This window comes from Streptomyces sp. NPDC048415 (assembly GCF_040651675.1).
Lineage (GTDB): Bacteria > Actinomycetota > Actinomycetes > Streptomycetales > Streptomycetaceae > Streptomyces.
The window spans coordinates 46,182-70,312 of sequence record NZ_JBEZKJ010000019.1 but is presented as its reverse complement, the minus strand read 5'-3'; the positions used below and the strand labels follow the sequence as shown (position 1 = coordinate 70,312).

22 protein-coding genes are annotated in these 24,131 nt (G+C 71.3%); 12 read left to right on the top strand and 10 right to left on the bottom strand.

What is annotated here, in order from left to right:
- Positions 1 to 286 precede the first annotated feature (286 nt).
- Positions 287 to 1,213, bottom strand: a complete 927-nt coding sequence (locus AB0D27_RS15720) for a cyclase family protein (protein ID WP_362507846.1) — start codon at positions 1,211 to 1,213, stop codon at positions 287 to 289.
- A 95-nt stretch (positions 1,214 to 1,308) separates the two neighbouring features.
- Here AB0D27_RS15720 and AB0D27_RS15715 point away from each other — a divergent pair, with 95 nt between their 5' ends.
- From AB0D27_RS15715 to AB0D27_RS15705, 3 genes are all read left to right on the top strand, one after another.
- Complete coding sequence (locus AB0D27_RS15715) at positions 1,309 to 2,220, top strand: SDR family NAD(P)-dependent oxidoreductase (protein ID WP_362507843.1); 912 nt, start codon at positions 1,309 to 1,311, stop codon at positions 2,218 to 2,220.
- 116 nt (positions 2,221 to 2,336) lie between these two features.
- Positions 2,337 to 3,497: an acyl-CoA dehydrogenase family protein gene (locus tag AB0D27_RS15710; protein WP_362507946.1), complete on the top strand. Its 1,161-nt coding sequence runs from the start codon at positions 2,337 to 2,339 to the stop codon at positions 3,495 to 3,497.
- Positions 3,498 to 3,507: 10 nt separating this feature from the next.
- The gene (locus AB0D27_RS15705; protein ID WP_362507840.1) at positions 3,508 to 4,557 is read left to right on the top strand and encodes an alcohol dehydrogenase catalytic domain-containing protein; all 1,050 of its coding nucleotides are present in this window, start codon (positions 3,508 to 3,510) and stop codon (positions 4,555 to 4,557) included.
- 20 nt (positions 4,558 to 4,577) lie between these two features.
- Here AB0D27_RS15705 and AB0D27_RS15700 read toward each other — a convergent pair whose 3' ends face one another.
- Entirely contained in the window at positions 4,578 to 5,615 is a 1,038-nt protein-coding gene (locus AB0D27_RS15700; protein ID WP_362507837.1) for a helix-turn-helix domain-containing protein, read from the bottom strand.
- A gap of 71 nt (positions 5,616 to 5,686) precedes the next feature.
- On the opposite strand from AB0D27_RS15700, the gene AB0D27_RS15695 reads away from it, so the two are divergent.
- On the top strand, positions 5,687 to 7,009 hold the full coding sequence (locus tag AB0D27_RS15695) for an MFS transporter (protein ID WP_362507834.1): 1,323 nt from the start codon (positions 5,687 to 5,689) through the stop codon (positions 7,007 to 7,009).
- 9 nt (positions 7,010 to 7,018) lie between these two features.
- On the opposite strand, the gene AB0D27_RS15690 is transcribed toward AB0D27_RS15695, so the two are convergent.
- Positions 7,019 to 7,630: a flavin reductase family protein gene (locus AB0D27_RS15690; protein WP_362507831.1), complete on the bottom strand. Its 612-nt coding sequence runs from the start codon at positions 7,628 to 7,630 to the stop codon at positions 7,019 to 7,021.
- A gap of 239 nt (positions 7,631 to 7,869) precedes the next feature.
- Between AB0D27_RS15690 and AB0D27_RS15685 the strand changes: the two genes are divergently transcribed.
- Positions 7,870 to 8,832: a hypothetical protein gene (locus tag AB0D27_RS15685; RefSeq protein ID WP_362507828.1), complete on the top strand. Its 963-nt coding sequence runs from the start codon at positions 7,870 to 7,872 to the stop codon at positions 8,830 to 8,832.
- Between the two features lie 86 nt (positions 8,833 to 8,918).
- Here the strand turns inward: AB0D27_RS15685 and AB0D27_RS15680 are convergent, their stop codons facing one another.
- The 3 genes from AB0D27_RS15680 to AB0D27_RS15670 all read right to left on the bottom strand — a co-directional run bounded on the left by AB0D27_RS15680 (position 8,919) and on the right by AB0D27_RS15670 (position 13,583).
- Positions 8,919 to 9,743 carry an enoyl-CoA hydratase-related protein gene (locus AB0D27_RS15680; protein WP_362507825.1) on the bottom strand — a complete coding sequence of 275 codons (825 nt, stop codon included), beginning with the start codon at positions 9,741 to 9,743 and terminating at the stop codon, positions 8,919 to 8,921.
- Positions 9,744 to 9,813: 70 nt separating this feature from the next.
- Positions 9,814 to 12,039 (bottom strand): acetate--CoA ligase family protein, encoded by a 2,226-nt coding sequence (locus AB0D27_RS15675; protein ID WP_362507823.1) that lies wholly within the window; start codon positions 12,037 to 12,039, stop codon positions 9,814 to 9,816.
- Between the two features lie 338 nt (positions 12,040 to 12,377).
- Positions 12,378 to 13,583, bottom strand: coding sequence for an NAD(P)/FAD-dependent oxidoreductase (locus AB0D27_RS15670; protein ID WP_362507820.1), 1,206 nt, complete (start codon positions 13,581 to 13,583; stop codon positions 12,378 to 12,380).
- Between the two features lie 253 nt (positions 13,584 to 13,836).
- Between AB0D27_RS15670 and AB0D27_RS15665 the strand changes: the two genes are divergently transcribed.
- Both AB0D27_RS15665 and AB0D27_RS15660 read left to right on the top strand, forming a co-directional pair.
- Positions 13,837 to 14,289 carry a DoxX family protein gene (locus tag AB0D27_RS15665; protein WP_362507817.1) on the top strand — a complete coding sequence of 151 codons (453 nt, stop codon included), beginning with the start codon at positions 13,837 to 13,839 and terminating at the stop codon, positions 14,287 to 14,289.
- Entirely contained in the window at positions 14,286 to 14,717 is a 432-nt protein-coding gene (locus AB0D27_RS15660; protein ID WP_362507815.1) for a Zn-ribbon domain-containing OB-fold protein, read from the top strand. The genes AB0D27_RS15665 and AB0D27_RS15660 overlap by 4 nt, the downstream gene beginning before the upstream one ends.
- Positions 14,718 to 14,804: 87 nt before the next feature.
- Here AB0D27_RS15660 and AB0D27_RS15655 read toward each other — a convergent pair whose 3' ends face one another.
- Complete coding sequence (locus AB0D27_RS15655; protein ID WP_362507812.1) at positions 14,805 to 15,932, bottom strand: hypothetical protein; 1,128 nt, start codon at positions 15,930 to 15,932, stop codon at positions 14,805 to 14,807.
- A gap of 315 nt (positions 15,933 to 16,247) precedes the next feature.
- Between AB0D27_RS15655 and AB0D27_RS15650 the strand changes: the two genes are divergently transcribed.
- Positions 16,248 to 16,874 carry a GNAT family N-acetyltransferase gene (locus tag AB0D27_RS15650; RefSeq protein ID WP_362507809.1) on the top strand — a complete coding sequence of 209 codons (627 nt, stop codon included), beginning with the start codon at positions 16,248 to 16,250 and terminating at the stop codon, positions 16,872 to 16,874.
- 199 nt (positions 16,875 to 17,073) lie between these two features.
- Positions 17,074 to 17,994 (top strand): GNAT family N-acetyltransferase, encoded by a 921-nt coding sequence (locus tag AB0D27_RS15645; protein ID WP_362507806.1) that lies wholly within the window; start codon positions 17,074 to 17,076, stop codon positions 17,992 to 17,994.
- Here AB0D27_RS15645 and AB0D27_RS15640 read toward each other — a convergent pair.
- Positions 17,942 to 18,598 carry a pyridoxal 5'-phosphate synthase gene (locus AB0D27_RS15640; protein ID WP_362507803.1) on the bottom strand — a complete coding sequence of 219 codons (657 nt, stop codon included), beginning with the start codon at positions 18,596 to 18,598 and terminating at the stop codon, positions 17,942 to 17,944. The two genes, AB0D27_RS15645 and AB0D27_RS15640, sit on opposite strands and share 53 nt — an antisense overlap.
- Positions 18,599 to 18,823: 225 nt before the next feature.
- Between AB0D27_RS15640 and AB0D27_RS15635 the strand changes: the two genes are divergently transcribed.
- Positions 18,824 to 20,143, top strand: coding sequence for a hypothetical protein (locus tag AB0D27_RS15635; RefSeq protein ID WP_362507800.1), 1,320 nt, complete (start codon positions 18,824 to 18,826; stop codon positions 20,141 to 20,143).
- Between the two features lie 220 nt (positions 20,144 to 20,363).
- Here the strand turns inward: AB0D27_RS15635 and AB0D27_RS15630 are convergent, their stop codons facing one another.
- Entirely contained in the window at positions 20,364 to 21,551 is a 1,188-nt protein-coding gene (locus AB0D27_RS15630; RefSeq protein ID WP_362507797.1) for an acetyl-CoA acetyltransferase, read from the bottom strand.
- 147 nt (positions 21,552 to 21,698) lie between these two features.
- Between AB0D27_RS15630 and AB0D27_RS15625 the strand changes: the two genes are divergently transcribed.
- Together AB0D27_RS15625 and AB0D27_RS15620 are read left to right on the top strand one after the other, a co-directional pair.
- A complete protein-coding gene (locus AB0D27_RS15625; protein ID WP_362507794.1) occupies positions 21,699 to 22,886 on the top strand; it encodes an acyl-CoA dehydrogenase family protein in 1,188 nt (395 codons plus the stop codon).
- Positions 22,886 to 23,425, top strand: a complete 540-nt coding sequence (locus AB0D27_RS15620; protein WP_362507791.1) for a nitroreductase family deazaflavin-dependent oxidoreductase — start codon at positions 22,886 to 22,888, stop codon at positions 23,423 to 23,425. The genes AB0D27_RS15625 and AB0D27_RS15620 overlap by 1 nt, the downstream gene beginning before the upstream one ends.
- Before the next feature lie 20 nt (positions 23,426 to 23,445).
- On the opposite strand, the gene AB0D27_RS15615 is transcribed toward AB0D27_RS15620, so the two are convergent.
- Positions 23,446 to 24,111: a LysE family translocator gene (locus AB0D27_RS15615; protein WP_362507788.1), complete on the bottom strand. Its 666-nt coding sequence runs from the start codon at positions 24,109 to 24,111 to the stop codon at positions 23,446 to 23,448.
- Positions 24,112 to 24,131: the final 20 nt, after the last annotated feature.

Here is a 24,131-nt window from a genome sequence, read left to right as displayed (position 1 = left end):
CCCCGAACGGGTGTTGACGTGACGTGTCCGTTTGATCACCCTTGTGTTCAGCGATTCGCCGCGAGGGGACGACGAGGGTTTCGGTGACGGGAGCCCTTGGCGAGTGCGATTCGCGATTCGGCGTCGGCTCCTGCTGAGCCAGCAGGAGGAGGGCGGGTACGCCGGAGCCGGATGGCGGCGCGCGGCGCCGCGCTCGGGGCGAGGTGGGGGTACCGCCCGCTCGAGCGCAGTCGAGAGCGGGGGAGGCGCGCCGCCAGCCGACCCCAGATCAGAAGTCCCCGGGCACCTACAGCACGGCGACAGGCGCCACCGGAGTCCCCGTGCCGCCCACGAAGGGTTCGGGCATCGCCGACAGCAGAAACGTGTAGCGGCCCTCTTCTCCACAGGCTGTGGACAACTTTTCGAGATTCCAGTTCTGACCCTGCAGCATCCCCATCTCGACCAGGTCGAGCGCGTGCACGGGCAGCCAGAGGTCCTCGATCTCGGGCGGGAAGATCTCGAAGGTGAGGGTGTCGTTCGCGACCGCCGCGACATCGCGCGCGTGGAACCACTCCGGCGTACGCACCGACAGACCGGGAGACGGATATCCGTATCCCTGCTTGTCGCCCGCGAGATAGATCTGGATCTGTCCCGTCCGTACGAGCACGATGTCGCCCGCCCGCACCCGCGCCCCCGCCAACTCCTCGGCCGCCTCGAGGTCTTCGGGCGTCACGGCGTGTCCGCCGTCCAGCCGGTCCGTGCCGCGCGCCCGCGCGACATCGAGCAGGACGCCGCGCGAGACGATGTGCCGCGGCTTGTCGATCCCGCTGAATTCGGCGCCGCCGTGCGGGGTGACCGTGCCGGCCGGGCGGCCGTTGTAGAGCTTCCCGGAGTGGGAGACATGGGTGAGCGCGTCCCAGTGGGTCGCCGCCTGCAGTCCCATCGTCACGGCGTCGTCGCTGCACGCGACGGTGCCGGGCCCGAAGATCTCCTGGTTGACCTGCACCATGACGTGCAGCGGATTGACCCGCCCGGGGATCATGCCGCTCTGCACGCCGTCCTGCTGAAGCGGCAGGGCGAGCGGCACGCGGCGTCCGGTCCGTACGGCCGCGGCGGCCTCCCGTACGACCTCGTCGGTGATGAGATTCAGCGTCCCGATCTCGTCGTCGGCCCCCCAACGGCCCCAGTTGTTCACGCGCTTGGCGATCTCATGGAACTCGGCCGGCAGTGACATGAGTCCTCCCCGGGGTCTTGTCTCCAGGTATCTGACGGGTCGTAGAATCGAATTGAATCTAACGGACCGTCAGAAACTGCGGGAAGGGGCCGGGCGTGGGGAACTTCTTGGCAGGCAAGGTCATCGCCGTCACGGGGGCGGGCAGGGGTATCGGCCGGGCCGTCGCTCTCGCCGCGGCGGCCGAGGGCGCGCGTGTCGTCGTCAATGACTACGGCGTGTCCATCGCTGGGGCCGAGCCCACGAGTTCGGTCGCCGAGGCCGTGGTCAAGGAGATCGAGGCGGCGGGCGGCGACGCGGTCGCGGTGGCCGACGACATCTCGACGATGGCGGGCGGGCAGCGGGTCGTCGACACCGCGCTCGCGTCGTACGGACGTATCGACGGCGTGGTGTGCGTGGCGGGGATCCTGCGCGAGCGGATGCTCTTCAACATGTCCGAGGACGAGTGGGACCCGGTGGTCGCCACCCACCTCAAGGGCACGTTCACGCTCTTCCGCGCCGCCTCCGCGGTGATGCGCAAGCAGGGCTCGGGCACGCTGATCGGCTTCACCAGCGGCAACCACCAGGGGTCCGTCTCCCAGGCCAACTACAGCGCGGCGAAGGGCGGAATCATCTCGCTCGTCCGCAGCGCCGCGCTCGGCCTGCACAAGTACGGGGTCACGGCGAACGCGGTGGCGCCTGTCGCCCGTACGCGCATGTCCGCCAACGTCCCCATGGAACTCGCGGAGATCGGCGAACCGGAGGACGTGGCCGCGCTGGTCGTCTACCTGCTCTCCGAGCGGGCGCGCTCGGAACGGATCACCGGGCAGGTGTACACGATCGCCGGACCCAAGATCGCGGTGTGGGCCCAGCCGCGCGAGCTGCGTGCCGGGTACGCCGAGGGGTCCTGGACTCCGGAGAAGATCGCTGACTTCCTGCCGGGAACGGTGGGCGTGGATCCGATGCCGCTGCTGGAACGGGTGGAGGCGATGGCGCGGGCGGCGGGGGAGCGGGCGCGGCCCAATGCGTAGGCGCCGGAGGGTTCCGTCCGGCGTTTGAGGACGAGCGCGTCAGCGCGATACGGGGGTCTGGGGCGGAGCCCCCAGGTACGGGAAGAACCTCAGTGGGCCAACGTGAGGCGGTGACCGTGGAGTTCGGGTTCGGGCCGGAGGACGAGGCGTTCCGGGGTGAGGTGAGGGCCTGGCTGGCGGATCGTCTCGGTGCCGGGGAGCCGGACCGCCGGGACTGGGAGCGGCAGCTGGGCCGGGCCGGCTGGATCGGGCTCGGCTGGGCCGAGGACGGATATGGCAACCGGCGCGGGAGCCTGACCCAACAGGTCGCCTGGGCCGAGGAGTACGCCCGCACGAACGCCCCGCCCCGCTCGGGCCACATCGGCGAAAACCTCCTCGCCCCGACCCTCATCGCCCACGGCACACCGGAGCAGAGGAAACGCTTCCTGCCCGCCGTCGCCCGGGGTGAGGAACTCTGGTGCCAGGGCTACAGCGAACCGGGCGCCGGCTCGGACCTGGCAGGCCTACGCACAATCGCCGTACGGGACACGGGAGTGGCGCCGTCGGATTCGTACCGCGTCACGGGCCAGAAGATCTGGACCTCGCTCGCCCACGAGGCGGACTGGTGCTTCGTCCTCGCCCGTACGCGACCCGAATCCACTCGCCACCAAGGCCTGTCCTTCCTCCTCGTCCCCATGGACCAGCCGGGCCGTATCGAGGTCCGTCCGATCCGCCAGCTGACCGGGACGAGCGAGTTCAACGAGGTCTTCTTCGACGGTGCGGTGGCCCGAGCCGAGCATCTGGTCGGCGGCGAGGGCAACGGCTGGCGCGTCGCGATGAGCCTGCTCGGTTTCGAGCGAGGTGTCTCGACACTGGCGCAACAGATCGGCTTCGCACAGGAGTTGGCACGGGTGGTGGAGACGGCTGTCGCGACCGGCGCGGTCGCCGACCCCGTCGTACGCGACCGGCTGGTGCGGCAGTGGTCCCAGCTCCGCGCCATGCGGTGGAACGCCCTGCGGACGCTGGGGAGTTCGGGGGACGCGGGGTCACCGAGTGTCGCGAAGCTGCTGTGGGGCGGCTGGCACCGGCGGCTCGGGGAGCTGGCGGTGCGGGTGCGGGGCGCCGAGGCGGCGGTGGGCCCGGCCGACTGGTCGGCGGAGGCACCGTACGAACTCGACGCGTTTCAGCACCTGTTCCTGTTCAGCCGGGCCGACACGATCTACGGCGGCTCCGACGAGATTCAGCGCACGATCATCGCCGAGCGGGTGCTCGGCCTTCCAAGGGAACCGAAAGGCTGAGGGAGTCGCGATGCGAGGCGTGATCTTCGACGGAAAGCGGACCCAGGTCGTGGACGATCTGGAGGTACGGAATCCGGGGCCCGGCGAGGTACAGGTCGCCATCTCCGCGGCCGGACTCTGCCACAGCGACCTCTCTGTGGTGGACGGGACCATACCGTTCCCTGTTCCTGTGGTGCTCGGCCATGAGGGCGCGGGTGTGGTGGAGGCGGTGGGTGTGGGCGTCACCCATGTCGAGCCCGGTGACCATGTGTCGCTGTCCACGCTCGCCAACTGCGGGGCCTGCGCCGAGTGCGACCGGGGGCGGCCGACGATGTGCCGCAAGGCGATCGGGATGCCGCAGCAGCCGTTCGCGCGGGGCGGCCGGCCGCTGTACCAGTTCGCCGCCAACTCGGCCTTCGCGGAACGGACAGTGGTGAAGGCGGTTCAGGCTGTCCGCATCCCGAAGGGCATACCGCTCACGTCCGCCGCGCTGATCGGATGCGGGGTCCTGACGGGAGTGGGGGCGGTACTGAACCGCGCCCGGGTGGACCGGGGCGAGACCGTCCTCGTGATCGGGACGGGCGGCATCGGCCTGAACGTCATCCAGGGCGCACGGATCGCGGGCGCCCTGACCATCGTCGCGGTCGACTCCAACCCGGCGAAGGAGTCGGTGGCCCGCCAGTTCGGCGCGACGCACTTCCTCACCTCCACCGAAGGGGTGAGGGACATCCTCCCCACCGGCGCCCACCACGCCTTCGAATGCGTCGGCCGCGTCGAACTCATCCGCCAGGCCATCGACTCCCTCGACCGGCACGGCCAGGCGGTACTCCTCGGCGTCCCCCCGGCGACAGCCGAAGCGTCCTTCCTCGTCGCCTCCATGTACCTGGACAAGTCGATCCTCGGCTGCCGGTACGGCTCTGCACGCCCCCAGCGGGACATCGCCCTGTACGCCGACCTGTACCGGGAAGGCCATCTGCTCCTCGACGAACTGGTCACGGCGACCTACCCGGTGGAGGACTTCGAGAAAGCGGCACAGGACGCGGAGGAGGGAAGGGTGGCGAGGGCGGTACTGACGTTCTAGCGGGCCGAGTGCGCGGCCGGTCACCGCACGGAGGAGGCCAGGGAGTCGCCGAACCCCGTGCCGGCCCCGGGGCTCCCGGACCGGAACGTGCGCCGATACACGGTGGGTGTGACACCGAGCGTCGCCTGTAGGTGCTGTCGCATCGACTGGGCCGTGCCGAAGCCGGCGGCCCGTGCCACCTGGTCGATGGACAGGTCGGTGGACTCCAGCAGGTACCGGGCCCGTTCGACGCGCTGCTGGGTGAGCCACTGCCCGGGGCTGACGCCGACCTCTTCGCGGAAACGGCGTGTGAAGGTGCGTACGGACATGGACTCCTGCTCGGCCATGTCGCGCAGCTGGATGGGCTCGTGGAGGCGGCCGAGCGCCCAGGCGCGGGCGGCGGTCGTGGTGGCCGCCTGTGCCTGCGGTACCGGGCGCTGAATGTACTGCGCCTGGCCGCCGTCGCGGTGCGGCGGTACGACGGTGCGGCGGGCCACCTCGTTGGCGACGGCGGCGCCGTGGTCGCGGCGTACGAGATGGAGGCACAGGTCGATCCCGGCCGCGACACCGGCGGAGGTCAGGACGTCCCCGTCGTCGATGAAGAGCACGTCCGCGTCGACCTGGATCTTCGGGAAGAGCCGCTGGAAGTGCTCGGCGTGCATCCAGTGCGTGGTGGCCGGGCGGCCGTCGAGATACCCGGCGGCGGCGAGGACGTATCCGCCCGTGCAGATCGAGACCAGGCGGGTGCCGGGGCGGATATGGGCGAGGGCGGCGGCCAGTTCGGGGGTGAGCACGCCTTCGTCGTGGACGGGCCCGAGCTCGTACGAGGCGGGGACGACCACGGTGTCGGCGGTGGCCAGCGTCTTGGGGCCGTGCGGGACGAGGACGGTGAAGTCGGCGTCCGTCTCGACCGGGCCGGGCGGCCGGACCGAGCAGGTGACGACCTCGTACAGGGGCCGCTCCTCAGCGTCGCGCGCCATGCCGAAGATGCGCTGCGGAATGCCCAGCTCGAAGGGCAGCAGCCCGTCGAGGGCGAGGACGACGACGCGGTGGCGGCGGAAGGTACCGTGAGGGGCCATGGCCCGATCCTAGCGAATGCTGTCCTTCGGGCCAGTGGTTCGCGGCGACGGGAACGCCGAAGCTCTATGACGTGACCCAGACAACCGACGCCACCACCGCCGCGGCGGACTCCCGGCCCACCCGCCCCTCCGCTCCTCGCATCCACCGCGCCTGGTTCGTCGTCGCCGTCACCTTCGTGACGATCATCGGCGCGGCGGCCTTCCGTTCGCTGCCCGGGCTGCTGATCGACCCGCTCAACGAGACGTTCCACTGGTCGCGCGGGACGATCGGCTTGGCGGTCTCGATCAACCTGGCGCTGTACGGGCTGACGGCGCCGTTCGCTGCCGCGCTGATGGACCGCTTCGGCATCCGGCGGGTGGTCGCGGTCGCCCTGACGGTGATCGCGCTCGGCTCCGGGCTGACCGTGTGGATGACGGCGGCGTGGCAACTCCTGCTCTGCTGGGGTCTGCTGGTGGGCCTCGGCTCCGGCTCGATGGCGCTCGCCTTCGCGGCGACGGTCACCAACCGCTGGTTCACGGTGCGCAAGGGCCTGGTGACGGGCATCCTGACGGCGGCCTCGGCATCGGGCCAGCTGATCTTCCTGCCGCTGCTGGCCTGGATCGTCACCGAGCACGGCTGGCGTCCGGCGGCGGTCACGGTGTCCCTCGCGGCCCTCGCGGTCGTCCCCTTCGTCTGGCTCCTGCTGCGCGACCACCCGGCGGACGTGGGCCAGAAGCCGTACGGGGCGACGGAGTTCGTACCGAAGCCCGAACCGGTGCCCGGGGCCGCCCGGCGCGCGGTGACCGTGCTGCTCTCGGCGGTCCGCACCGGCCCCTTCTGGCTGCTGGCCGGGACGTTCGCCATCTGCGGCGCCTCGACGAACGGCCTGATCCAGACCCACTTCGTGCCCGCGGCCCACGACCACGGCATGCCGCCCACGGCGGCCGCCTCACTGCTGGCGGTCATAGGCGTCTTCGACGTGGTCGGCACGATCGCGTCCGGCTGGTTCACCGACCGCTTCGAACCGCGCCGCCTGCTGGCGGTCTACTACGCCCTGCGCGGCATCTCCCTCCTCTTCCTCCCGATGCTCCTGGCCGCGACCGTGCACCCGCCGATGATCTTCTTCATCGTCTTCTACGGCCTCGACTGGGTCGCCACGGTCCCGCCCACCCTGGCCCTGTGCCGCGAGCAGTACGGCGACGACAGCGCCATCGTCTTCGGCTGGGTCCTCGCCTCCCACCAGATCGGCGCCGCCCTCGTAGCCTTCCTCGGCGGCGTCGCCCGCGACGCCTTCGGCTCCTACAACGTGGTCTGGTACGCCTCGGGCGCGCTGTGCGCGGTGGCGGCCCTGATGGCACTGGTGATCCGGCGCCGACGCCCGGTGATGGCCGTACCGGCGGCGGCGATCGCCTGACGGCAGGGCCTAGAGAAACCGCCCCTTGTGGAACAGCAGCGGCGCCATATCCCCGTCGCCGGTGCCGAGCGCGTCCACCCGCCCCACCACGATGAGGTGGTCCCCGCCGGTGTGCACCGCGTGGATCGTGCAGTCGATCCAGGCCGCGGCGCCCACCAGGCGGGGCGAGCCGGACACCGGCGCCGCGTCGTACTCCACCCCCGCGAACTTGTCCGCGCCGCTCACCGCGAAGCCGCGGCACAGCTCACCCTGGTGTGCCCCGAGGACGTTCACGCAGAAGACGCCCGCGCGCGCGATGCGCGGCCAGGTCGTCGACGTACGGCCGACCATGAAGCAGACCAGCGGAGGGTCGAGGGAGAGCGAGGAGAAGGACTGGCAGGCGAAGCCGGCTGGACCCAGGCCCTCCCCGTCATCGGTGGGCGGTGCGGTCACCACGGTCACGCCGGTCGCGAAACTCCCCAGGACGCGACGGAACTGGGCCTGATCGACCGGCGCGCGCTCGTCCTCGCCGACCGCGCGCAGATCCGGCCGCGGCAACGCCTCGACGGGCCCCGCGACGGTGGGGGCCCCGGCCGACCTGAGATAGCGGACGGCGGCGGCGGCCATCCCTGCGTGTCCCATCACGCCAACCATTGAAGCTGACGGTATGTCAGATGGGAAGAGGTGTTCCAGCCCGTCGTGGGGGTCCCCTCCGCTCGAGCGAAGCCGGGACTGGGGGAGTTTGAGGACGAGCGCGAAGCCCACAGGGGGGTCTGGGGGCGCAACCCCCGGGTACGGGACGGGCAGGGGCGGAGGGGGCGAAAACCCTGGGCGCCCACCCCAGGCCGGCCACCCCGTGGGCCGCCGCGTATCTTCCCCCCATGGGGTGGGGAGACACATGGCAGCGGCCCAAGCGCACCCGGCTGAGCTGGGCGAACGTCGAACTGAACGCGGCCGCGGCGATCGCCGCGGCACAACTCGCGGTGGCCGGCACGGTCTGGTGGGTCGGGACGTTCGACGACGACAGCCACGGTGCGGGCTCCGGCGGTGGACTCGCCGCGGCGGGGCTGCTGTGCATGCTCGTCCTTGGCCCCCCGCTGCTCGCCGTCCTGGGCCTGCTGCACGCGGCGGCACACACCATGCCGGCCGCCACGCTCGCCCGCCTCGCGGCCCGGCGCGCACGCGGCTCCGAGGCCGCCTGGCATCTGACGTTCGCGGTCGTACTCGGTGCGCTCTGGGCGGCCCTCGCCGTCGCACTCTGCGGCCTCTCGCCCACCGGCGCGAAGGCCCTGTTCCTCGCCGCGTCCGGTGTCCTGCCCGCGCTGGGCGTCGGATACGTCCGCGAGCGGGCCAGGGACCGTGTGCCGCGCACCCACCGCGTCTGGACCCGCGCGGCGCTCGCCGCCCTCGGCGGATGCGTGCTGGTCGCCGGGGCGGGCGCGGTGGGCCTGTCCACGGGACTCATCAAGGAGTACGAGCCCCCACAGCTGTCCGCCGAGCGGCTCACCGGAGTCTGGCGGGGCGACGGCGGCGCCGTGCTGCGGCTGCGGGCCGGCGGGCGGGCCGAACTGACGGCGCTGCCGGCCCGCCCCGAGTTCGAGGACGTGGCGACCAAGGACTTCACGCGGTGCGGCGGGACCGGCAGGTGGTTCCTCGACACGGAGGGCCGCTACGACCCGAACGCCGACGGGAGCGGCCCCGCGCAACGGGACGGTGTCGTCGTACGCCTCGGGAACTGCGGCGAAGACACGTACTGGACCATCGGCGGCACCGAGGCCCGTCCCGAACTGTTCGTCCTGTTCGGCGACCTGGACTCGGGTGACCTGCGGAGCTTGAGGCGCTAATGACACCGGCTCTTTGGAAATGACCAACGGACCTTCGGGAACGACCAGCAGCCCTTCGGGAATGACCATCGGTGTCTCGGGAGTGACTACCGGCCCTTGTAGACAGGGCTCCGCCGCTCCACGAAGCTCGCGATCCCCTCGTTCGCGTCCGCCGTCGTCATATTGATCTCCTGCGCGCTCGCCTCGGCGGCGAAGGCGGTCGCGCGGTCGGTGTCGAGAGAGGCGTTGACCAGCTGTTTGGTGAGGGCGATGGCACGGGTGGGGCCGGTGACGAGGCGTTCGGACCACTCCCGGGCGGTCTTCTCCAGGTCGCCCGGCGGTACGACCCGGTTGACGAGTCCGATCCGCTCCGCGTCCGTGGCCGTCAGCGCGTCGCCGAAGAACATCAGCTCCTTGGCGCGCCGCGGGCCGACGAGGCGGGGCAGCAGATAGGCGCCGCCGCCGTCGGGGACGAGACCGCGGCGCACGAACACCTCGATGAACCGGGCCGAATCCGCCGCCAGCACCAGGTCGCACGCGAAGGCGAGGTGCGCGCCGATCCCGGCCGCCGTGCCGTTCACCGCCGCGATCACCGGTTTCTCGCAGTCCAGTACGGCGGCGATCAGCCGCTGGGCGCCGAGCCTGAGGGTCCGGGCGACATCCCCGGCCATCCGCTCCCCGGCGGGCGGCCCGCCCCGCAGGTCCGCGCCCGCGCAGAAGCCGCGGCCCGTCGCCGTGATGACGACGGCCCGGATGTCCGGATCGGCGGACGCCGCCGCGAGCAGCGCGATCACGCGTTCCCGCTGGTCCCAAGTAAGGGCGTTCATCGCTTCGGGCCGGTTGAGGGTGATCCACGAGACGGCGTTGTCAGTGGCGTGACGTATCAATGAGTCGAGGGGCTTTTCTACGGATTCATGGGGGGAGTCGGGCATGTGGATGCTCCGTTTCGTGCGGCGAGTGGTGTGCCTGTGGCACCTGAGGCGTGGCCGTGTGGGCGACCGCTCAGCGGCACACCACCAACGCGTCCAGCGCCACGGCCCCCTGCCCCCGGGGCAGCACCATCAGCGGGTTGATGTCCAGCTCCGCGATGTCGTCCCCGAGTTCGAGCGCCATGCGCTGCACCCGGATCACGACTTCGACGAGCGCGTCGATGTCCACGGGCGGAGCCCCACGCACCCCGTCGAGGAGCGCCCGCCCCCGCAGCTCGGACAGCATGGCCCGCGCCTGGTCCTCGCCGAAGGGCGGCACGCGTACGGCGGCGTCCTGCAGCACCTCGACGAGCACCCCGCCGAGCCCGACGGTCACGGTCGGCCCGAAGAGCTCGTCGTGGCTGACGCCGACGACCATCTCCACGCCCCGCTCGACCATCTGGCACACCAGGACGCCGTCGAGCGATATCCCTTCGTAGCGGGCGATGTCGGTCAGCTCGCGATAGGCGTCGCGGACCTGGCTGGCGGAGGTCAGCCCGATCTTCACCAGGCCGAGTTCGGTCTTGTGGGCGATCTGTGCGCCGGAGGCCTTCATGACCACCGGGTAGCCGACCAGGCTCGCCGCCCGTACGGCCGCCGCCGCGCTGGTCACCAACTGCTCGCGCGGTACGCGGATCCCGTACGCGCGCAGCAGCTGCTTGGCCGCGTGCTCGCTCAGCTGCTGTCCGGGACGCATCAGCGCCTGCGCCTTGCGGAAGGAGGGCGAGGGGGTGCGCGGCGCCTCGTCGAAGGGCGAGCGGTAGGAGGCGATGAAGTGTGCGTGGTCGAGGTGGGCGCGGACGGCGGTGATGCAGTTGGCGAAGGTGCGGAAGGTGGCGACCCGCGACGAGCCGAGCAGCGTCTCGCGGTACGCGGCCTCCGTGCCGACCGGCGAACCCCACACCACGCACACCAGCTTGTCCGTCTCCTCCGCCGCGTCCACCAGATCCTGCGCGAGCTTGTCGCTCATCGGCGGGAAGGGACCGGTGATCGGGCAGATCAGCACCCCGACCGCCGGGTCGGCGAGGATCGCGTCGATGATCTTCCGGCCGCGCCAGTCGCCGACGGGGTGGCCGCCGTTGTCGACGGGGTTGGCGACGTTCAGGTACTCGGGTATCCACTGGTGCAGTTCGGTCTGCTTGTCGGCGGACAGGACCGGCAGGCTCAGGCCCGCCTCGCTCGCCAGGTCCGCGAAGTGCGCGCCCGTGCCGCCCGAGATCGAATAGACGACGACGCCGTCGGCCTGCGGGGCTCGTGCCCGGGCCAACAGGGCGGCGGTGTCCTGGAGTTCGTCGAGCCCGTCGACGCGGATCACGCCGTACTGCCGCATGGCCGCGTCCACCACCGTGTCGGCGCCGGTCAGCTTGCCGGTGTGTGAGGCGGCGGTGCGGGCGCCGGTCTCGGTGCGGCCGACCTTGACCGCGACGACGGGCACCCCGCGCCGGGCGGCTCGGTCGGCGGCGAGCAGAAAGGAGCGGCCGTCCTTGAGGCCCTCGACATAGCAGGCGATGGCGCCGACCCCGGGCTGTTCGCAGAAGTAGGAGATGAAGTCGGCGCTCTCCAGGTCGGCCTCGTTGCCGGTGGGTGCCCAGTGGGAGAGCCGGACGCCCAGCTCCTGCATGGCGAACACCGGCCGGCCCTGGTGTCCGGACTGGGTGATGAGCGCGATCGCGGGGCCGTCGAGGTCGTCGCGGAAGTTCTCGAAGGCGTTGAGGTTGGTGTTGGGTCCGAGCAGCCGCAGGCCGGAGCGGCGCACGGCGTCGGCGAGCCGGCCCTGCGCGGCCGCGCCCTCGGCTCCGGTCTCGGCGAACCCGGAGGCGAAGGCGACCGCGAACTTCACCTTGGCCTCGGCCAGTTCTCCGATCACGGGAAGGGGGTCGCCGACCAGCAGTACGGCCAGGTCCACCTGCTCGGGCAGGTCCGCGACGGAGGGAGCGCAGGGTATGCCGAAGACGGACGGACGGGTGGGGTGCACGGGGTGCAGCCGGGCGCCGACCCGGTCGGCCCAGCCGATCAGCTGCCGCGTGATACCGGTGTTCGGCCGTCCCTCGGCGTCCGACGCGCCGATCACGGCGACGGACTGGGGACGGAAGAAGCGGTCGAGATCGGGTACGTCGGCGTACAGCGGTCGTCCGCTGACGTCGAGGTCGTCCACCTCGGCCGGCCGGCCGTGCACGACCGGTGAGGGTTGCTCGCCGCAGGCGATGACCCGGGCCCGGCGGGAGTCGGTGGTGAGGGTGCCGTGGGTTGATCCAAGCATCGGTCCGCCCGCTCCTGTGTGACAGCCAACTTCTAACTGACGCTCTGTCAGATTACTTAACTGACGCTGCGTCAGGAAGCGTTGTGCAGGCAAAGACGTGTGGCGGGCAAGAGGTTCGTACCCGCCACGCGTGAGGGAGGAACCGTCAGAGGGTCACGGCGAGTGCGGGAAGTTCATGAGCGGGTGGACATGGCCGGCCTCGCCGATGGGCTCGGTCGGCTCGGTCTCGTACCGACATGTGATCACTCATGCCGAACGCGTGTGCTCAGGTGATGAGCGGTATCGGCCGGTTGTGATCTCCCTGTCGAGGTCACTTCCCGTTCGTACGCCGGGTGAGGTCAGCGCGTGACGGACGACGGTTTCCGTGTGGCGGAGTGGGCGACCGCCTTCGCGATCTTCTCGGCGTCGAGGGCGAGTTCGCGGAACATGCCGCTGATGGGGTTGGTGAAGCCGGTGAAGTAGAGGCCGGGGGCGTTCTTCGGGGTGCGGGCGCCGTGCACGACCGGGCGCCCGCGGTCGTCGAGCACGCCGAGGTGCCCGACGACGCCTTCCAGGGCACGTACGTAACCGGTCGCGGCGATCACGACGTCCGGGCCGATCCGCTTCCCGTCGGCGAGCACGACCTTGCCGTCCTCGAAACCGTCCACGGCGGCCACGATCTCCAGCTTCCCCTTGCGGACGGCGTCGATCAGACCGACGTCCTGGACGGGGATGGCGCCCTCGTTGACGCGGGAGTAGAGCCCGGTGCCGGGGCGTGGCAGCCCCTGGGCCGACAGGTCGGGGACGCTCAGCTTGGCCATCGGCCCGGCGAGCCGGTCGACGAGGCGCACCGGCAGCCGTCGTACGAGGATCCCGGTGAACTGGGCCGCCCAGCCGGCCGTGGAGCGGCGCACGATGTGCGGGGCGGTGCGCACGGAGAGCCGCACGCGCTGGGCGCCGCCCTCGATGAGGTCCACGGCGATCTCGGCGCCCGTGTTGCCGACGCCGACGACGAGGACGTCGCGGCCGGTGTACGGGGCGGGGTTGCGGTAGTCGCCGGCGTGCAGGAGTTCGCCGGTGTAGGTGTCGCGGCCGGACCAGTCGGGGAGGTGCGGGGTGTGGTTGTGGCCGGTGGCGACGACCACGGCGCTGCCGGTCAGCTCCCGGCCGCCGGTGGCGTGCAGCAGCCAGCCGTCGCCGCCCGGGGCGGGTTCGACGCGGGAGACCTCGACGCCTGTGACGATCTCCAGCTCGTGGTGCTCGGCGTACTTCTCCAGATAGCGCACCACGTTGTCGCGCGACACCCACCTCCCGAAGGAGCGGGGCATCCCCATCCCCGGGAGGGCCGACAGCCGCCGGGTGGTGTGCAGATGCAGGCGGTCGTAGTGGCGCCGCCAGGACGCCCCGACCTTGTCGGACTTCTCCAGCACGACGGCCCGTACGCCCTGGGCGCGCAGCGCGTACGCCGTCGCGAGTCCGCCGGGACCGCCGCCGATCACGTACACGGGGCGGTCTTCGTGGGACGGCACCGTGCGGGGCGTCGAGGGAGCAGTCGAGTCGGCCATGAGCGCGAGCGTAATCACGCCCTCGCTTGATAGGTCTCGGTCAAGACCGGAATCGGTTGCGAACTGATCACGGCTGTAGGAGGTGTGGGTGGGGCTGGTGGCGTAGGTCACTTGATTGTGGTGGGAGCGTGGAGGGGCGGATGCCGTACGTGCCTTGCGGTGCTGCGGAGTCGGCGGTGCACGCCCCTTGCGCGGGCACTTCCTCTGCGCTGAACTGACGTGCCGTCAGGTATCGCAGGCGACAGGGGAGTCCATGGACACGATCTGGCTCAGCGGGGCGGAATGGCTGGCCGTGCTGCGTATCGGGCTCGGGCTGTGGTGGCTGGAGAGCTGGCGGCACAAGGACAAGAAGAGCTGGTTCGAGCGGGGGACCGGGATCGCGTGGGCGGCGGACGTCGCGGCCAAGCACCGGTGGAACGCGGTGCGTTCCGGCTTCGATGTCGTGGTCGCGCCGCGTCCGCGGACGATGGCGTACGTCGTCGTGTACGCGGAGCTGGCCCTCGGGCTCGGGCTGGTGGCCGGCCTGCTGACGCCCGTCGCCCTGGTCGGTGGGCTCCTGCTGAACGTCCTCTACCTCGTCCTCATGATCCACGACTGGGCCGAGCAGGGACAGAACTCGATGATGGCGCTGATCTCGGTGGTCGGTCTGTTCGGGATGTCGTGGCAGACGTGGTCGCTCGACAGCGCGTTCGGGCTGTTTCAGTGAGCGCGGGGTTCGACGTCCCTGAGGTGGACGCCTTCACCCGCCCGTACTGGGAGGCGGCCGCGCAAGGACGGCTGTTGGTGCGGCGCTGCGGTGGGTGCGGGCGGGCTCATCACTACCCGCGGGAGTTCTGCCCGTACTGCTGGAGCGAGGACGTGGAGTGGGAGCGAGCGAGTGGCTTGGCCACGCTTTACACCTGGTCCGTCGTCCACCGCAACGACCTGCCGCCGTTCGGCGAGCGGGTGCCGTACGTCGCCGCCGTCGTCGACCTCGCCGAGGGCCCCCGGATGATGACCGAGGTGGTGGAGTGCGAGGAGGGCGCGCTGCGGATCGGGATGGAGCTGGAGGTCGCCTTCCGGGCGGGGGTGCCCGTTTTCCGGCGGCGTTCCCCGAGGGCTCCGCTGGATCGGCTCTCGGTGCCTTCGAGCTGACTGGCATGCCTTGATCGGTCTGAGGCCGCCCTTCCTGGTGGGGAAGGGCGGCCTCAGACCGGTGCGCGGTGGGACCGGGTCCTGCCGTCAGTTGGTGCAGCCCGCCACCGCCGGTGAGCTGGGCGTGCAGTTGGTGGGAAGGTTGCTCCGCACTCCGGTGGAGATGAGCGTCACCGTGCCTTGGTCGTTGAGGATGCCGCCCGGAGCGGTCTCGGCGACGTTGTAGGTGACCGAGCTGTCCCTGAGGGTGGTGGTGGCGCCGTTCACGTTGGCGAGACCACCGCCTTGTGCGCCGACACCGGTGGTCCGGTTGGCGTAGATGCGGCTCTCGCTGATGTTCAGCCGGCCGCCGTCGACGCGGATGCCGCCGCCGTGGCCGCTCGGTCCGCCCTGGGTGTTGTGGCTGATGACGCTGCTGTCGATGGTCGCTGTGGCGTCGAACAGGTTGATGCCACCGCCGCCGCCGAAGCCGGGGACGCCCCGGTACCCGCCCGAGTTATTGATGATCTCGCTGTCGTTGAGGGTCAGACTGCCGCTCGCCCAGATGCCGCCGCCGCTGCTGACGGCGGTATTGCCCCTGATGGTGCTGTGCCAGAACGTCGCGGTGCCGTCGTCCTGGTCCATGCCTCCGCCGACGGTCGCGAAGTTGTCCTTGACGGTGCTGTTCCGGGCGGTGACGGTGCCCCCGTCGTTGTCGATGCCGCCGCCGGCGCTGGAGAACTGGGGAGGGGCTGTGGCCGTGTTGTTGGAGACCTGAACGTCGTTGAGCGCGAGCTTGGCGCCGGTGCTGCTGAGCCAGATGCCGCCGCCCTGGTTCAGCGCATGGCCGTCGCGGACGGTGAGGTCTCTGAGGGTGAGATCTCCGCCTGGCCCGTCGATCTGGAAGATACGGAAGTTCGGCGTCCCGCTCTTCGTGCTCCGTCTGATGGTGCTGCCGTTGCCATCGATGGTGATCTCGCTGGTGATCACTGGGAGACCGTTGGGGCCACCGAGGGGCGTCCCCGTGTTGTCCGGGGTGGTGAGGGTGTAGGTGCAGTGCTGGGCGAGCCGCAGTCTGCCGCCACCGTTCTGGTTGAGGTCCTGGATGGCGTTCTTGAGGGCTGCCTGTGTGCACCGGATGCGGGCTTCGGAGCGAGCGACGGCCGGGGCCGCGGTGGCGGTCGTGACGGCAAGGACCGTCATAGTCGCGCCGACGATCGCCAGGGGTCTGGACATGTGCCTACCTTTCGCGGGGGCAGCAGCTGCATTGACCCGAGGCGCCCTCGGAGGTGAGCCCTGCCACGTGCGTTACTGTGCGCAACGTATGAGCGGCTGATCGTTACGGCGCGCCGTACGAGCTGCCCACTCGTCCATCTGCCTGAGCCACGACGCTTCCAGCAGATCGCCGGCCTGTTCGACGGCCCCGCTCCTCCACGGTGTACGGGCACCTCGTCAGCCCAAGGCCCGGGCGAGGGCCCGGACGACCCCGAGCGAGGAACGTACGAACGAAGACCGGCTGCCTCGTTCAGGTCGACGCGTTTGAATGGCGGGATGTCCCATGTCCACGAGCAATTCGCCGTCCACCCCTTCCCCGAGCTGCGCGGCCACGGGCTGTGGCTGCGCCCCTGGAGCGCGGAGTCCGACATCGACGCCTCGGCGTACCTGCGCGGACTGTCCGATCCGGAGTTCCAGCGCTGGAACACGCCGCTCAGGTTCGTCCGGGACATCGACGGGGCCCGCGAGCTGCTTCGGTCGCGCACGGCGAGCGCGACGGAGGGCACCGCGGTCTCCTTCTGCGTCGCGGACCCGGACACCGGCGTGCCGCTCGGCCACGTCGGCGTCAACGAGATCGACCACGTCATGAGCTGCGCCCGCGTCGGCTACTGGGTCCTCCCGGAGGCCCGGGGCCGCCAGATCGCCACCCGAGCCCTGACCCTCGCCACTCGCTACGCCTTCACCGACCTCGCCCTGCACCGCCTGGAACTGGGCCACGCCCTCGGCCACGACATCTCCTGCCGTGTCGCCGAGCGGTGCGGATTCCGGTACGAGGGGATCGTGCGGGGCGCGATGTTCGAGGTGGGGCGGCACGACGCGTTCCGGGACGTACATCTGCATGGACGCCTGGCGACGGATCCGGAATCGGTCTTTCCCGACGTCCCGAAAGAGGTCGGGAGGTGATGAGCGGGCTGTAGCACTGCGAGACACGCCGGGCTGCGATCCGTCGCTGAGAGGCCTGCCGCTCTGCACGCGAAACGCGGACGCTTTCACGGCGCTGGAGGGCACGCTGCTCGTGGTCCCCGTCTGACCGGGCCGTCGGCCACGCTTGGCCGGGCGTAAATCGGAGGCGCCGCGCCATCGGCCCGCGAGATCATCGGACATGGCCCCTGTTGCGTACAACTGGCAGCTCACCCATGATCTGGACGTCTTTCTCGCCCGTGCGGGGGAGTTTCTCCGCTCGCGGCCCGCGATGCACACCGTGCCCCTGTCGGTGACGGACACGTTGCGCAGACGCGGGATACACGGGTTCGGGGCGGGCGTGCCGGTCTTCGGGTTCCTGGAGCGGGAGGGGACCGTACGGGCGGCTTTCTTCCGCACGCCGCCGTACAGGCTGAACGTCACGCCGCTGTCCGGGGAGGAGGCCGACGCCCTGGCCGTACGGCTGGCTGAGGAAGCACACAGCCCGCCCGGCGTCTTCGGAGACCGTGCCACCGTCGCCGCCTTCGCCGAGGCCTGGCAGCGGCGGACCGGGGCCACCGTCTCGCAGCGCAGTCGCGAGCGGCTGTACCGCCTGCACCTCCTGACGCCCCCCGAGCCCGCCCCGCCCGGCCGGGCCCGCGTCGCGACCGGCGCGGACCGCGAAGAACTGGCCCGCTGGCAAGGCCAGTTCGCCGCGGCCATCGGTGAAGGCGCGTCCCGCGACGGTGGCGCCTGGGCCGACGACCGGATCGCCTACGGCGGTGTCACTCTCTGGGAGACCCCCGACGGCACCCCGGTCGCCATGGCCTGCGTGACCCCCCTGATCGCCGGGCAGATCCGCGTCGCGCCCGTCTACACGCCGGCCCCTCTGCGCGGCCGGGGTTACGCCGGTGCCGCCACCGCCGAGGTCAGCCGCGCCGCGCTCGCCGCCGGCGCCGAGGAGGTACTGCTCTTCACCGACCTCGCCAATCCGACCAGCAACGGCCTCTACCAGCGCATTGGTTACCGCCCGGTCTCCGATTTCGCGACGTACGACTTCGCATGCGACGTCACGGCCACAGCAGCTCCTTGGCCCAACCGGTCTCCGAACGACGGTAGTTGAGCCGTACGTGCCGTCGCCGGGCGTCCCCCTGGAAGAACTCCACCTCGTCGGGCAGGAGGTGGTAGAGGGTCCAGGTGGGGGCCGGGGCGTCCGGCTCCCGGCCGGCCCGCTCCCAGGCAGCGTCCGACGCGCGCGCCAACTCCTCCAGGGACGGCAGGACGTGGCTCTGGTGGCCCACCAGGGCGGCGGCCAGCGCGCCCGTGGAACGGGCGTGCAGGTCCGCCTGGCTCTCCTCGGGCGGCGCAGGGGTGACGGGGCCACGGAGGCGGACCTGGCGCCCCCGCACCGGCCAGTAGAAGCCGAGTGCCGCGTACGGGCGGGCCGCGAGCTGCCGCCCCTTGCGGCTCGTCGCGTGCGACGCGAACGACCACCCGTCGGCGTCCGCCCCGTGCAGCATCACCGTCCGCACGTCCGGCAGCCCGTCCGCGTCCGCCGTCGCCAGCGACATGGTGTGCGGCTCGCTCTGCCCGGCCGCCACCGCCTCCGCGAACCACCGCGTGAACAGGGTCAGCGGCTCGTCGGGCGCCGCGTCCGGGTCGAAGGAGGGCAGCTCCGTGTCCCACACCCGCAGCGACCTCAGCAGCTCATGAAGATCCGGTTCCATGCCCCCGAGTATCACTCCGGGGTCCGACACAACTGCGCCCTCAGCACCAGACCACAGAGGAGGGGCGCATTTCGGTGTACGGGGAGGGGCGGGGCGGCGATAGGTTGATCCACGAGCCGGAGCGGGTGAGCGATCTGCTCGACCTCTTCGGCACCCTGCGGGCAGAGGCGCTCGATCCCTGGGAATACGCGGAGCTCATCAAGCAGAAGGCAGGAGAACCGTCCGTTGAGACGCTTGCCCGGCGCGGCCGTCACCGCCCTCGTACTCGCGTCCCTCACCGCGTGCGACCCCGGCGAGGAAGAACCCTCGATATCCGCCCCTGAGGTCTTCTACCTCCGCCCCGTCGGTGACACGTCCGGCCCCCACGACAAGGCCCCCTTCCGCCTCTCGGCCAAGGACGGACGCACGGCCGGCGGCCGGACGCTCACCGCGGACGTCGTGGACGGCTCGGAAGGCGCCGTACGTCTGCGCAGGAGCGGAGGCTGTACGGGCAGCGCCACGCACGTCACGTGTGAGGTGGGCGCCGAGTACGACAACTACGTGGACTCGCCCCGCGTCTCCCCGGTCGCCGCGAAGGCAAGCAAGCCCGGCGACAAGGGCACCGTGCGCTTCACGTACACGACGAAGGGCGGCAAGAAGCTCACCGCTCGTACGCGGGTCGTCGTCGGTGAGCCCGTGGTCGAGCTGTTGGCCCCCAAGTTCGTCGAAAACGTCCGCCCCGGTTCCGAGTTGACCGCTCCCGTCGTCCTCCGGAACACCGGAGAGGTGCCGGTCAGGGGGCTGGGTCTGGAACTCGGCTCCGGCGGACTGGAGTTCACGCAGCGGTACGCCAACTGCCGATACCCGCAGATCAGTCACGGTCATGACGCGGTGTGCCGGTTTCCCGATCTCCGGATCGCGCCGGGGGAGACCGTCGTCTTCCGGCCGACCCTGCGGCTGCGCGTCCCGAAGACGCAGATGTACCCCTCGTTCTTCCGGCAGGCCTGGGCGCTGGACATGGGATTGGGACAGTTCGGCAGTTACACGAAGGGCGGTGACTACGGCGACGGCCCGACCCTCGAGGCCGAGGCCACCAAGCCCTCCAAGGGCCCCTTCGCCAAGGGTGCCGGTCACACGTATCTGTCCCTCGACACCCACGCCGACTACGCGGTCTCCGACGTCGACCTGCATGGTGACCCCGGGACGAAGCGCACGTTCCGCCTCACCGTCCGCAACAACGGGCCGGCCGACTCCGGGCCCTCCACACAGCTGGTGTTCAGCCCGCCTCTCGGCATGACGATGCTGAAGCAGCCCATGGAGGAATACGACGACGACGTGTTCAGGCCCTACTGCCAGAGCAACGGCTTCGCGTACACCTGTGAGGTCGGCGAACTCAAGCCCGGAAAGACCCGAACCTTCGAGTTCACCATGCGCCTGGGCGAACCGGGCGAGGGAAGCCTGAGCCTCCAGGACAAGAAGCCGGCCGGCGAGTGGGACAACGGCCGCCGCGACCCGGACCCCGCCAACGACGAGGCCACCATCACGGTCTTCAGCGGGAAACGGTGACGAACACCTCACCGACCTGCCCGCCCGCTTCGAGAAGAGGAACTTCCCTCGAGACCCGCGCCCGCGGGGACGCTTCCTTCGGCATGCGCGCCTGCGAGGACGCCCTCGGCACCCGCGCCTGCGGGGACGTTTCCCTCGGCACCCGCGCCCGCGGGGACGCTTCCCTCGGCACCCGCGCCTGCGGGGACGCTTCCCTCGACCCCGCGCCCGCGACTACAGGTCAACCCCGTCCCAGTACGACCGTCCCTGACGAGCAGAACCACCCGCCCGTCCCCGAGGCCACCGCCAGTCGCGGCAGCGAGCCGTCGGCGCGGCGGACCTGTCGTGCGTCCGCGTCGCCCCGCAGCTGCCGTACCGCCTCGACCAGCAGGAACAGGCCCCGCATACCGGGATGCTGGGCCGACAGGCCGCCCCCGTCGGTGTTCACCGGCAGCTCCCCGCCGACCGTCAGCCGGCCCTTCTCCACGAAGGCGCCGCCCTCGCCCTTCGCGCAGAAGCCGAGATCCTCCAGGGTCACGAGGGTCATATAGGTGAAGGCGTCGTAGATCTCGGCGAGGTCGATCTCGTCCGGACGGATCCCGGCGCGTTCGAACGCGAGCCGGCCGCTCACCGCCGCCGGGGACACCGTGAAGTCCGCCCACTGGGACATCGTGGTGTGCGAGACGTACTCGCCGGTACCGAGGATCCACACGGGGGCCGTACGGCAGTCGCGTACGTACTCCTCGGCCGCGAGCAGTACCGCCGCGCCGCCGTCGGAGCGGATGCAGCAGTGCAGCTTGGTGAAGGGGTCCGCGATCATCGGGCCGGACAGGACGTCGTCGACGGTGATCGGGGCGCGGAACATCGCCTCCGGGTTCGCCGCCGCGTTCGCCCGCGCCTGCACGGCCACCGACGCGAGCTGCTCCAGCGTCGTGCCGTACTCGTGCATATGGCGGCGCGCGGCCATCGCGTACTTGGCGATCAGCGTGTGGCCGTACGGGACCTCGAACTGGAGCGGTCCCCGGGCGCCGAAGGACAGGTTGCCGGTGCGGCGGCCCGCCTTGATGTCGGCGCGGGCGGTGGAGCCGTAGACGAGCAGGACGGCGTTCGCGTGGCCCGCCGCGATCGCGTCGGCCGCGTGGGCCGCCATGACCTCCCAGGTGGAGCCGCCGACGGAGGTGGAGTCGACCCAGGTGGGCCGCAGGCCGAGATACTCGGCGACCTCGGCCGGGGCGAGCGTGCCGAGGCCCGCCGACGCGAAACCGTCGACCACCGACCGGTCCAGGCCCGCGTCCGCCACCGCTCGTCGGGCCGCCTGCGCGTGCAGCGTGTACGGCGTCGCCTCATCCACCCGGCCGCAGTCGGCGAGGGAGACACCCACCGCGGCCACTTTGCGCTTCACTTTGCGCTTCCCCGGAGTCGGAGTCATAGATCTGACGGTACATCAGATGGCTGGGAGCGCGGGAGGTCGTCGTATCTCTGGGAATCCGCCTGGTGGGGAACTAATGTGACGGCTCGTCAGATTCATTTCATCAGATTCAACGCCTGGGGGACCGGCCCGGGGAGGAGTCCGCCCATGGACGCCCGTTTCACCGCCGAACAGGACGAGATCCGCCGCACGCTGCGGGAGTTGCTGGTCAAACGGTGTGGTCCGGAGGAGCTGCGGGCGGCCGTGCGCACTCCCACCGGATACGACCGCACGCTGTGGGAGGCGCTCGCCCAGCAGCTAGGGCTGCCCGGACTCGCCCTCCCCGAGGCCTACGGAGGTGTCGGCTGCTCGGCGACCGAACTCGCCCTGGTCTGCGAGGAGTCGGGGCGTGCCCTCGCTCCCTCGCCGCTGCTGTCCACGGACGTCCTCGCCGCCCCGCTGATCCTCGCTCTCGGCACCGCGGCCCAGCGATCCGAACTGCTGCCGCGCCTCGCCTCGGGTGAGCTGACCGCCGCCCTCGCCGTACCGGGCGCGGGGCTCGCCACCGCGCTCGGGCTGATCGGCGACAATCACGGCGACTGGGCGGGAGGCGGGCGCGCCGGGGGCGTGCAGGCGCGGCGGGCCGAGGGCGCGTGGCGTCTGTACGGTCAGGCGGCGCAGGTGCTCGACGGACACAGCGCGGGGCTGCTCGTGGTGGCCGCGCACACCGGGGGCTTCGCCCGCTCGCGGACGCTGCTGTTCCTGGTGCGGGCGGACGCCGACGGCCTCGTACGGGTGCGGCAGACGTCGTTGGACGAGACGCGGCCACAGGCCCGCCTCGAACTGCGCGACGTGGAGGCCGAGTTGCTCGGCGAGGACGGTTCCGACGTGCCCGGCACGCTTGCCGCCGTCGGCGACACGGCCGCCGCCGTACTCGCGACCGAGGCCGTGGGCGCCGCCGACCGCGCGCTGGAGCGGACCGTCGAGTACGTGCGCCGGCGCGAGCAGTTCGGGCGCGCGATCGGGTCCTTCCAGGCGGTGAAGCACCGGCTGGCGGACGTGTATGTGGGGGTGCAGGCGGCACGCTCGGCGGCGTACTACGCGGCCTGGGCGACCGGCACCGGCACGGAACGCGTGGGCGGGCTCGCACTCGCCCAGGCCCTGGAGGCGCTGCGCACCGCCGCCTCCGAGGGCATCCAGCTGCACGGCGGCATCGGCTTCACCTGGGAGCATGAGGCCCATCTCTACTTCAAGCGCGCGTCCGGCGACGAGCTGCTCTTCGGCCCCGTGCACCGGCTGCGCGGGCACGCGGCCGACGCCGCGCGGCTCTTCGACGGCGGGGAGGTGGCAGTCTGATGGCCCGACGCGACACGGGTCCGGGCACGGGGCCGAGGAGAGTCCCCGGAGTCCGGCTGGTGCAGAAGGTGTCCTCGACCCGGACTTTCGCGAAGCTGGCCCCCCACCTCGTCCCCGCTCTCGACCGCGCCGTGCACCGGCTCACCCGCGGCAAGGTGCTGCTCAGCGCCCAGATGCTGCCGGGCGTCGTCCTCACGGCGCGCGGCGCGAAGAGCGGGCTGGAACGGCGGACTCCGTTGGCCTGCATGCCCGAGGGCGGGGCTGGGGGTGCGTCGGGCGATGCCGGTCCTGGGAGCTGGATCCTCATCGGCTCCAACTTCGGGCGTGCGGACCACCCCGCCTGGACCGCCAACCTCCTCGCCCATCCCGACGCCGGGATCAGCTGGAAGGGCGAGGACATCCCCGTAACCGCCCGTCTGCTCGCGGGGCAGGAGCGGGACGCGGCCTGGAAGGCGGTGCTGGCGTTCTGGCCGCCGTACGCCACGTATCAGGCGCGGGTCGACCGGGAGATCCGGCTGTTCCGGATCGTACGGCGCTGAGGCATCCCGCTGACCGACAGTCACAGCGTGGCCAGGCGCTCCACCAGCAGGAACCCGCCGATGCCGAGCATCGCCGCCCCGGAGGTGCGGGCCACGGCGCGGGCCGCGGTGGGCCTGGCCCGCAGGACGGCACGGGCCAGGACGCCGACGGTGAGGTACACGGCGGCGCAGCAAGCCATGTGGACCCCTCCGAGGACGCCTGTCTGCGCGGCCACGGGGAGGTGCGCCCCGGCCGGCCTGAGGAACTGCGGCAGTACCGAGAGGTAGAGCAGCAGCCCCTTGGGGTTGAGCCCGCTGATGGCGCCGCCGCGCAGGAACGTACGAACGGGCGAGGCGGGCGGGGTGACGGCGCCGGCCTGCGAGGCGGCGGTTTCGGCCCCGGCCGGCCCCGAAGCCGTCTCCGGCGTCGCGGGTCTCCGGAGCACCCCCCACCCCAGCCACACCAGATACCCCGCTCCCGCCACCGTCAGCCCGGTGAGCAGCCCAGGCGAGCCCGCGACCAGTACCGCCAGCCCGGCCATCGCGAGCAGGGTGTGGACGGCGTACCCGGCGACGAGTCCGGAGACGGCCGGGACCACCGACCGTCCTCGCAGTCCCGCCGAGATCACATACGCCCAGTCGGCGCCCGGCACGCACACCAGCAGCAGATCCACGGCAAGAAACGCCGTGACCATTCCCCAATCCATACAGGGGACATTAGGCGTGA

Coding starts and splice junctions, on each gene's coding strand:
- AB0D27_RS15650 (WP_362507809.1), top strand. CDS start 16,248: ATGTCCCATGTCCACGAGCAATTCGCCGTCCACCCCTTCCCCGAGCTG.
- AB0D27_RS15685 (WP_362507828.1), top strand. CDS start 7,870: ATGGGGTGGGGAGACACATGGCAGCGGCCCAAGCGCACCCGGCTGAGC.
- AB0D27_RS15625 (WP_362507794.1), top strand. CDS start 21,699: ATGGACGCCCGTTTCACCGCCGAACAGGACGAGATCCGCCGCACGCTG.
- AB0D27_RS15620 (WP_362507791.1), top strand. CDS start 22,886: ATGGCCCGACGCGACACGGGTCCGGGCACGGGGCCGAGGAGAGTCCCC.
- AB0D27_RS15655 (WP_362507812.1), bottom strand. CDS start 15,932: ATGTCCAGACCCCTGGCGATCGTCGGCGCGACTATGACGGTCCTTGCC.
- AB0D27_RS15675 (WP_362507823.1), bottom strand. CDS start 12,039: ATGCTTGGATCAACCCACGGCACCCTCACCACCGACTCCCGCCGGGCC.
- AB0D27_RS15720 (WP_362507846.1), bottom strand. CDS start 1,213: ATGTCACTGCCGGCCGAGTTCCATGAGATCGCCAAGCGCGTGAACAAC.
- AB0D27_RS15670 (WP_362507820.1), bottom strand. CDS start 13,583: ATGGCCGACTCGACTGCTCCCTCGACGCCCCGCACGGTGCCGTCCCAC.
- AB0D27_RS15615 (WP_362507788.1), bottom strand. CDS start 24,111: ATGGATTGGGGAATGGTCACGGCGTTTCTTGCCGTGGATCTGCTGCTG.
- AB0D27_RS15680 (WP_362507825.1), bottom strand. CDS start 9,743: ATGCCCGACTCCCCCCATGAATCCGTAGAAAAGCCCCTCGACTCATTG.
- AB0D27_RS15630 (WP_362507797.1), bottom strand. CDS start 21,551: ATGACTCCGACTCCGGGGAAGCGCAAAGTGAAGCGCAAAGTGGCCGCG.
- AB0D27_RS15690 (WP_362507831.1), bottom strand. CDS start 7,630: ATGGGACACGCAGGGATGGCCGCCGCCGCCGTCCGCTATCTCAGGTCG.
- AB0D27_RS15700 (WP_362507837.1), bottom strand. CDS start 5,615: ATGGCCCCTCACGGTACCTTCCGCCGCCACCGCGTCGTCGTCCTCGCC.
- AB0D27_RS15665 (WP_362507817.1), top strand. CDS start 13,837: ATGGACACGATCTGGCTCAGCGGGGCGGAATGGCTGGCCGTGCTGCGT.
- AB0D27_RS15705 (WP_362507840.1), top strand. CDS start 3,508: ATGCGAGGCGTGATCTTCGACGGAAAGCGGACCCAGGTCGTGGACGAT.
- AB0D27_RS15645 (WP_362507806.1), top strand. CDS start 17,074: ATGGCCCCTGTTGCGTACAACTGGCAGCTCACCCATGATCTGGACGTC.
- AB0D27_RS15640 (WP_362507803.1), bottom strand. CDS start 18,598: ATGGAACCGGATCTTCATGAGCTGCTGAGGTCGCTGCGGGTGTGGGAC.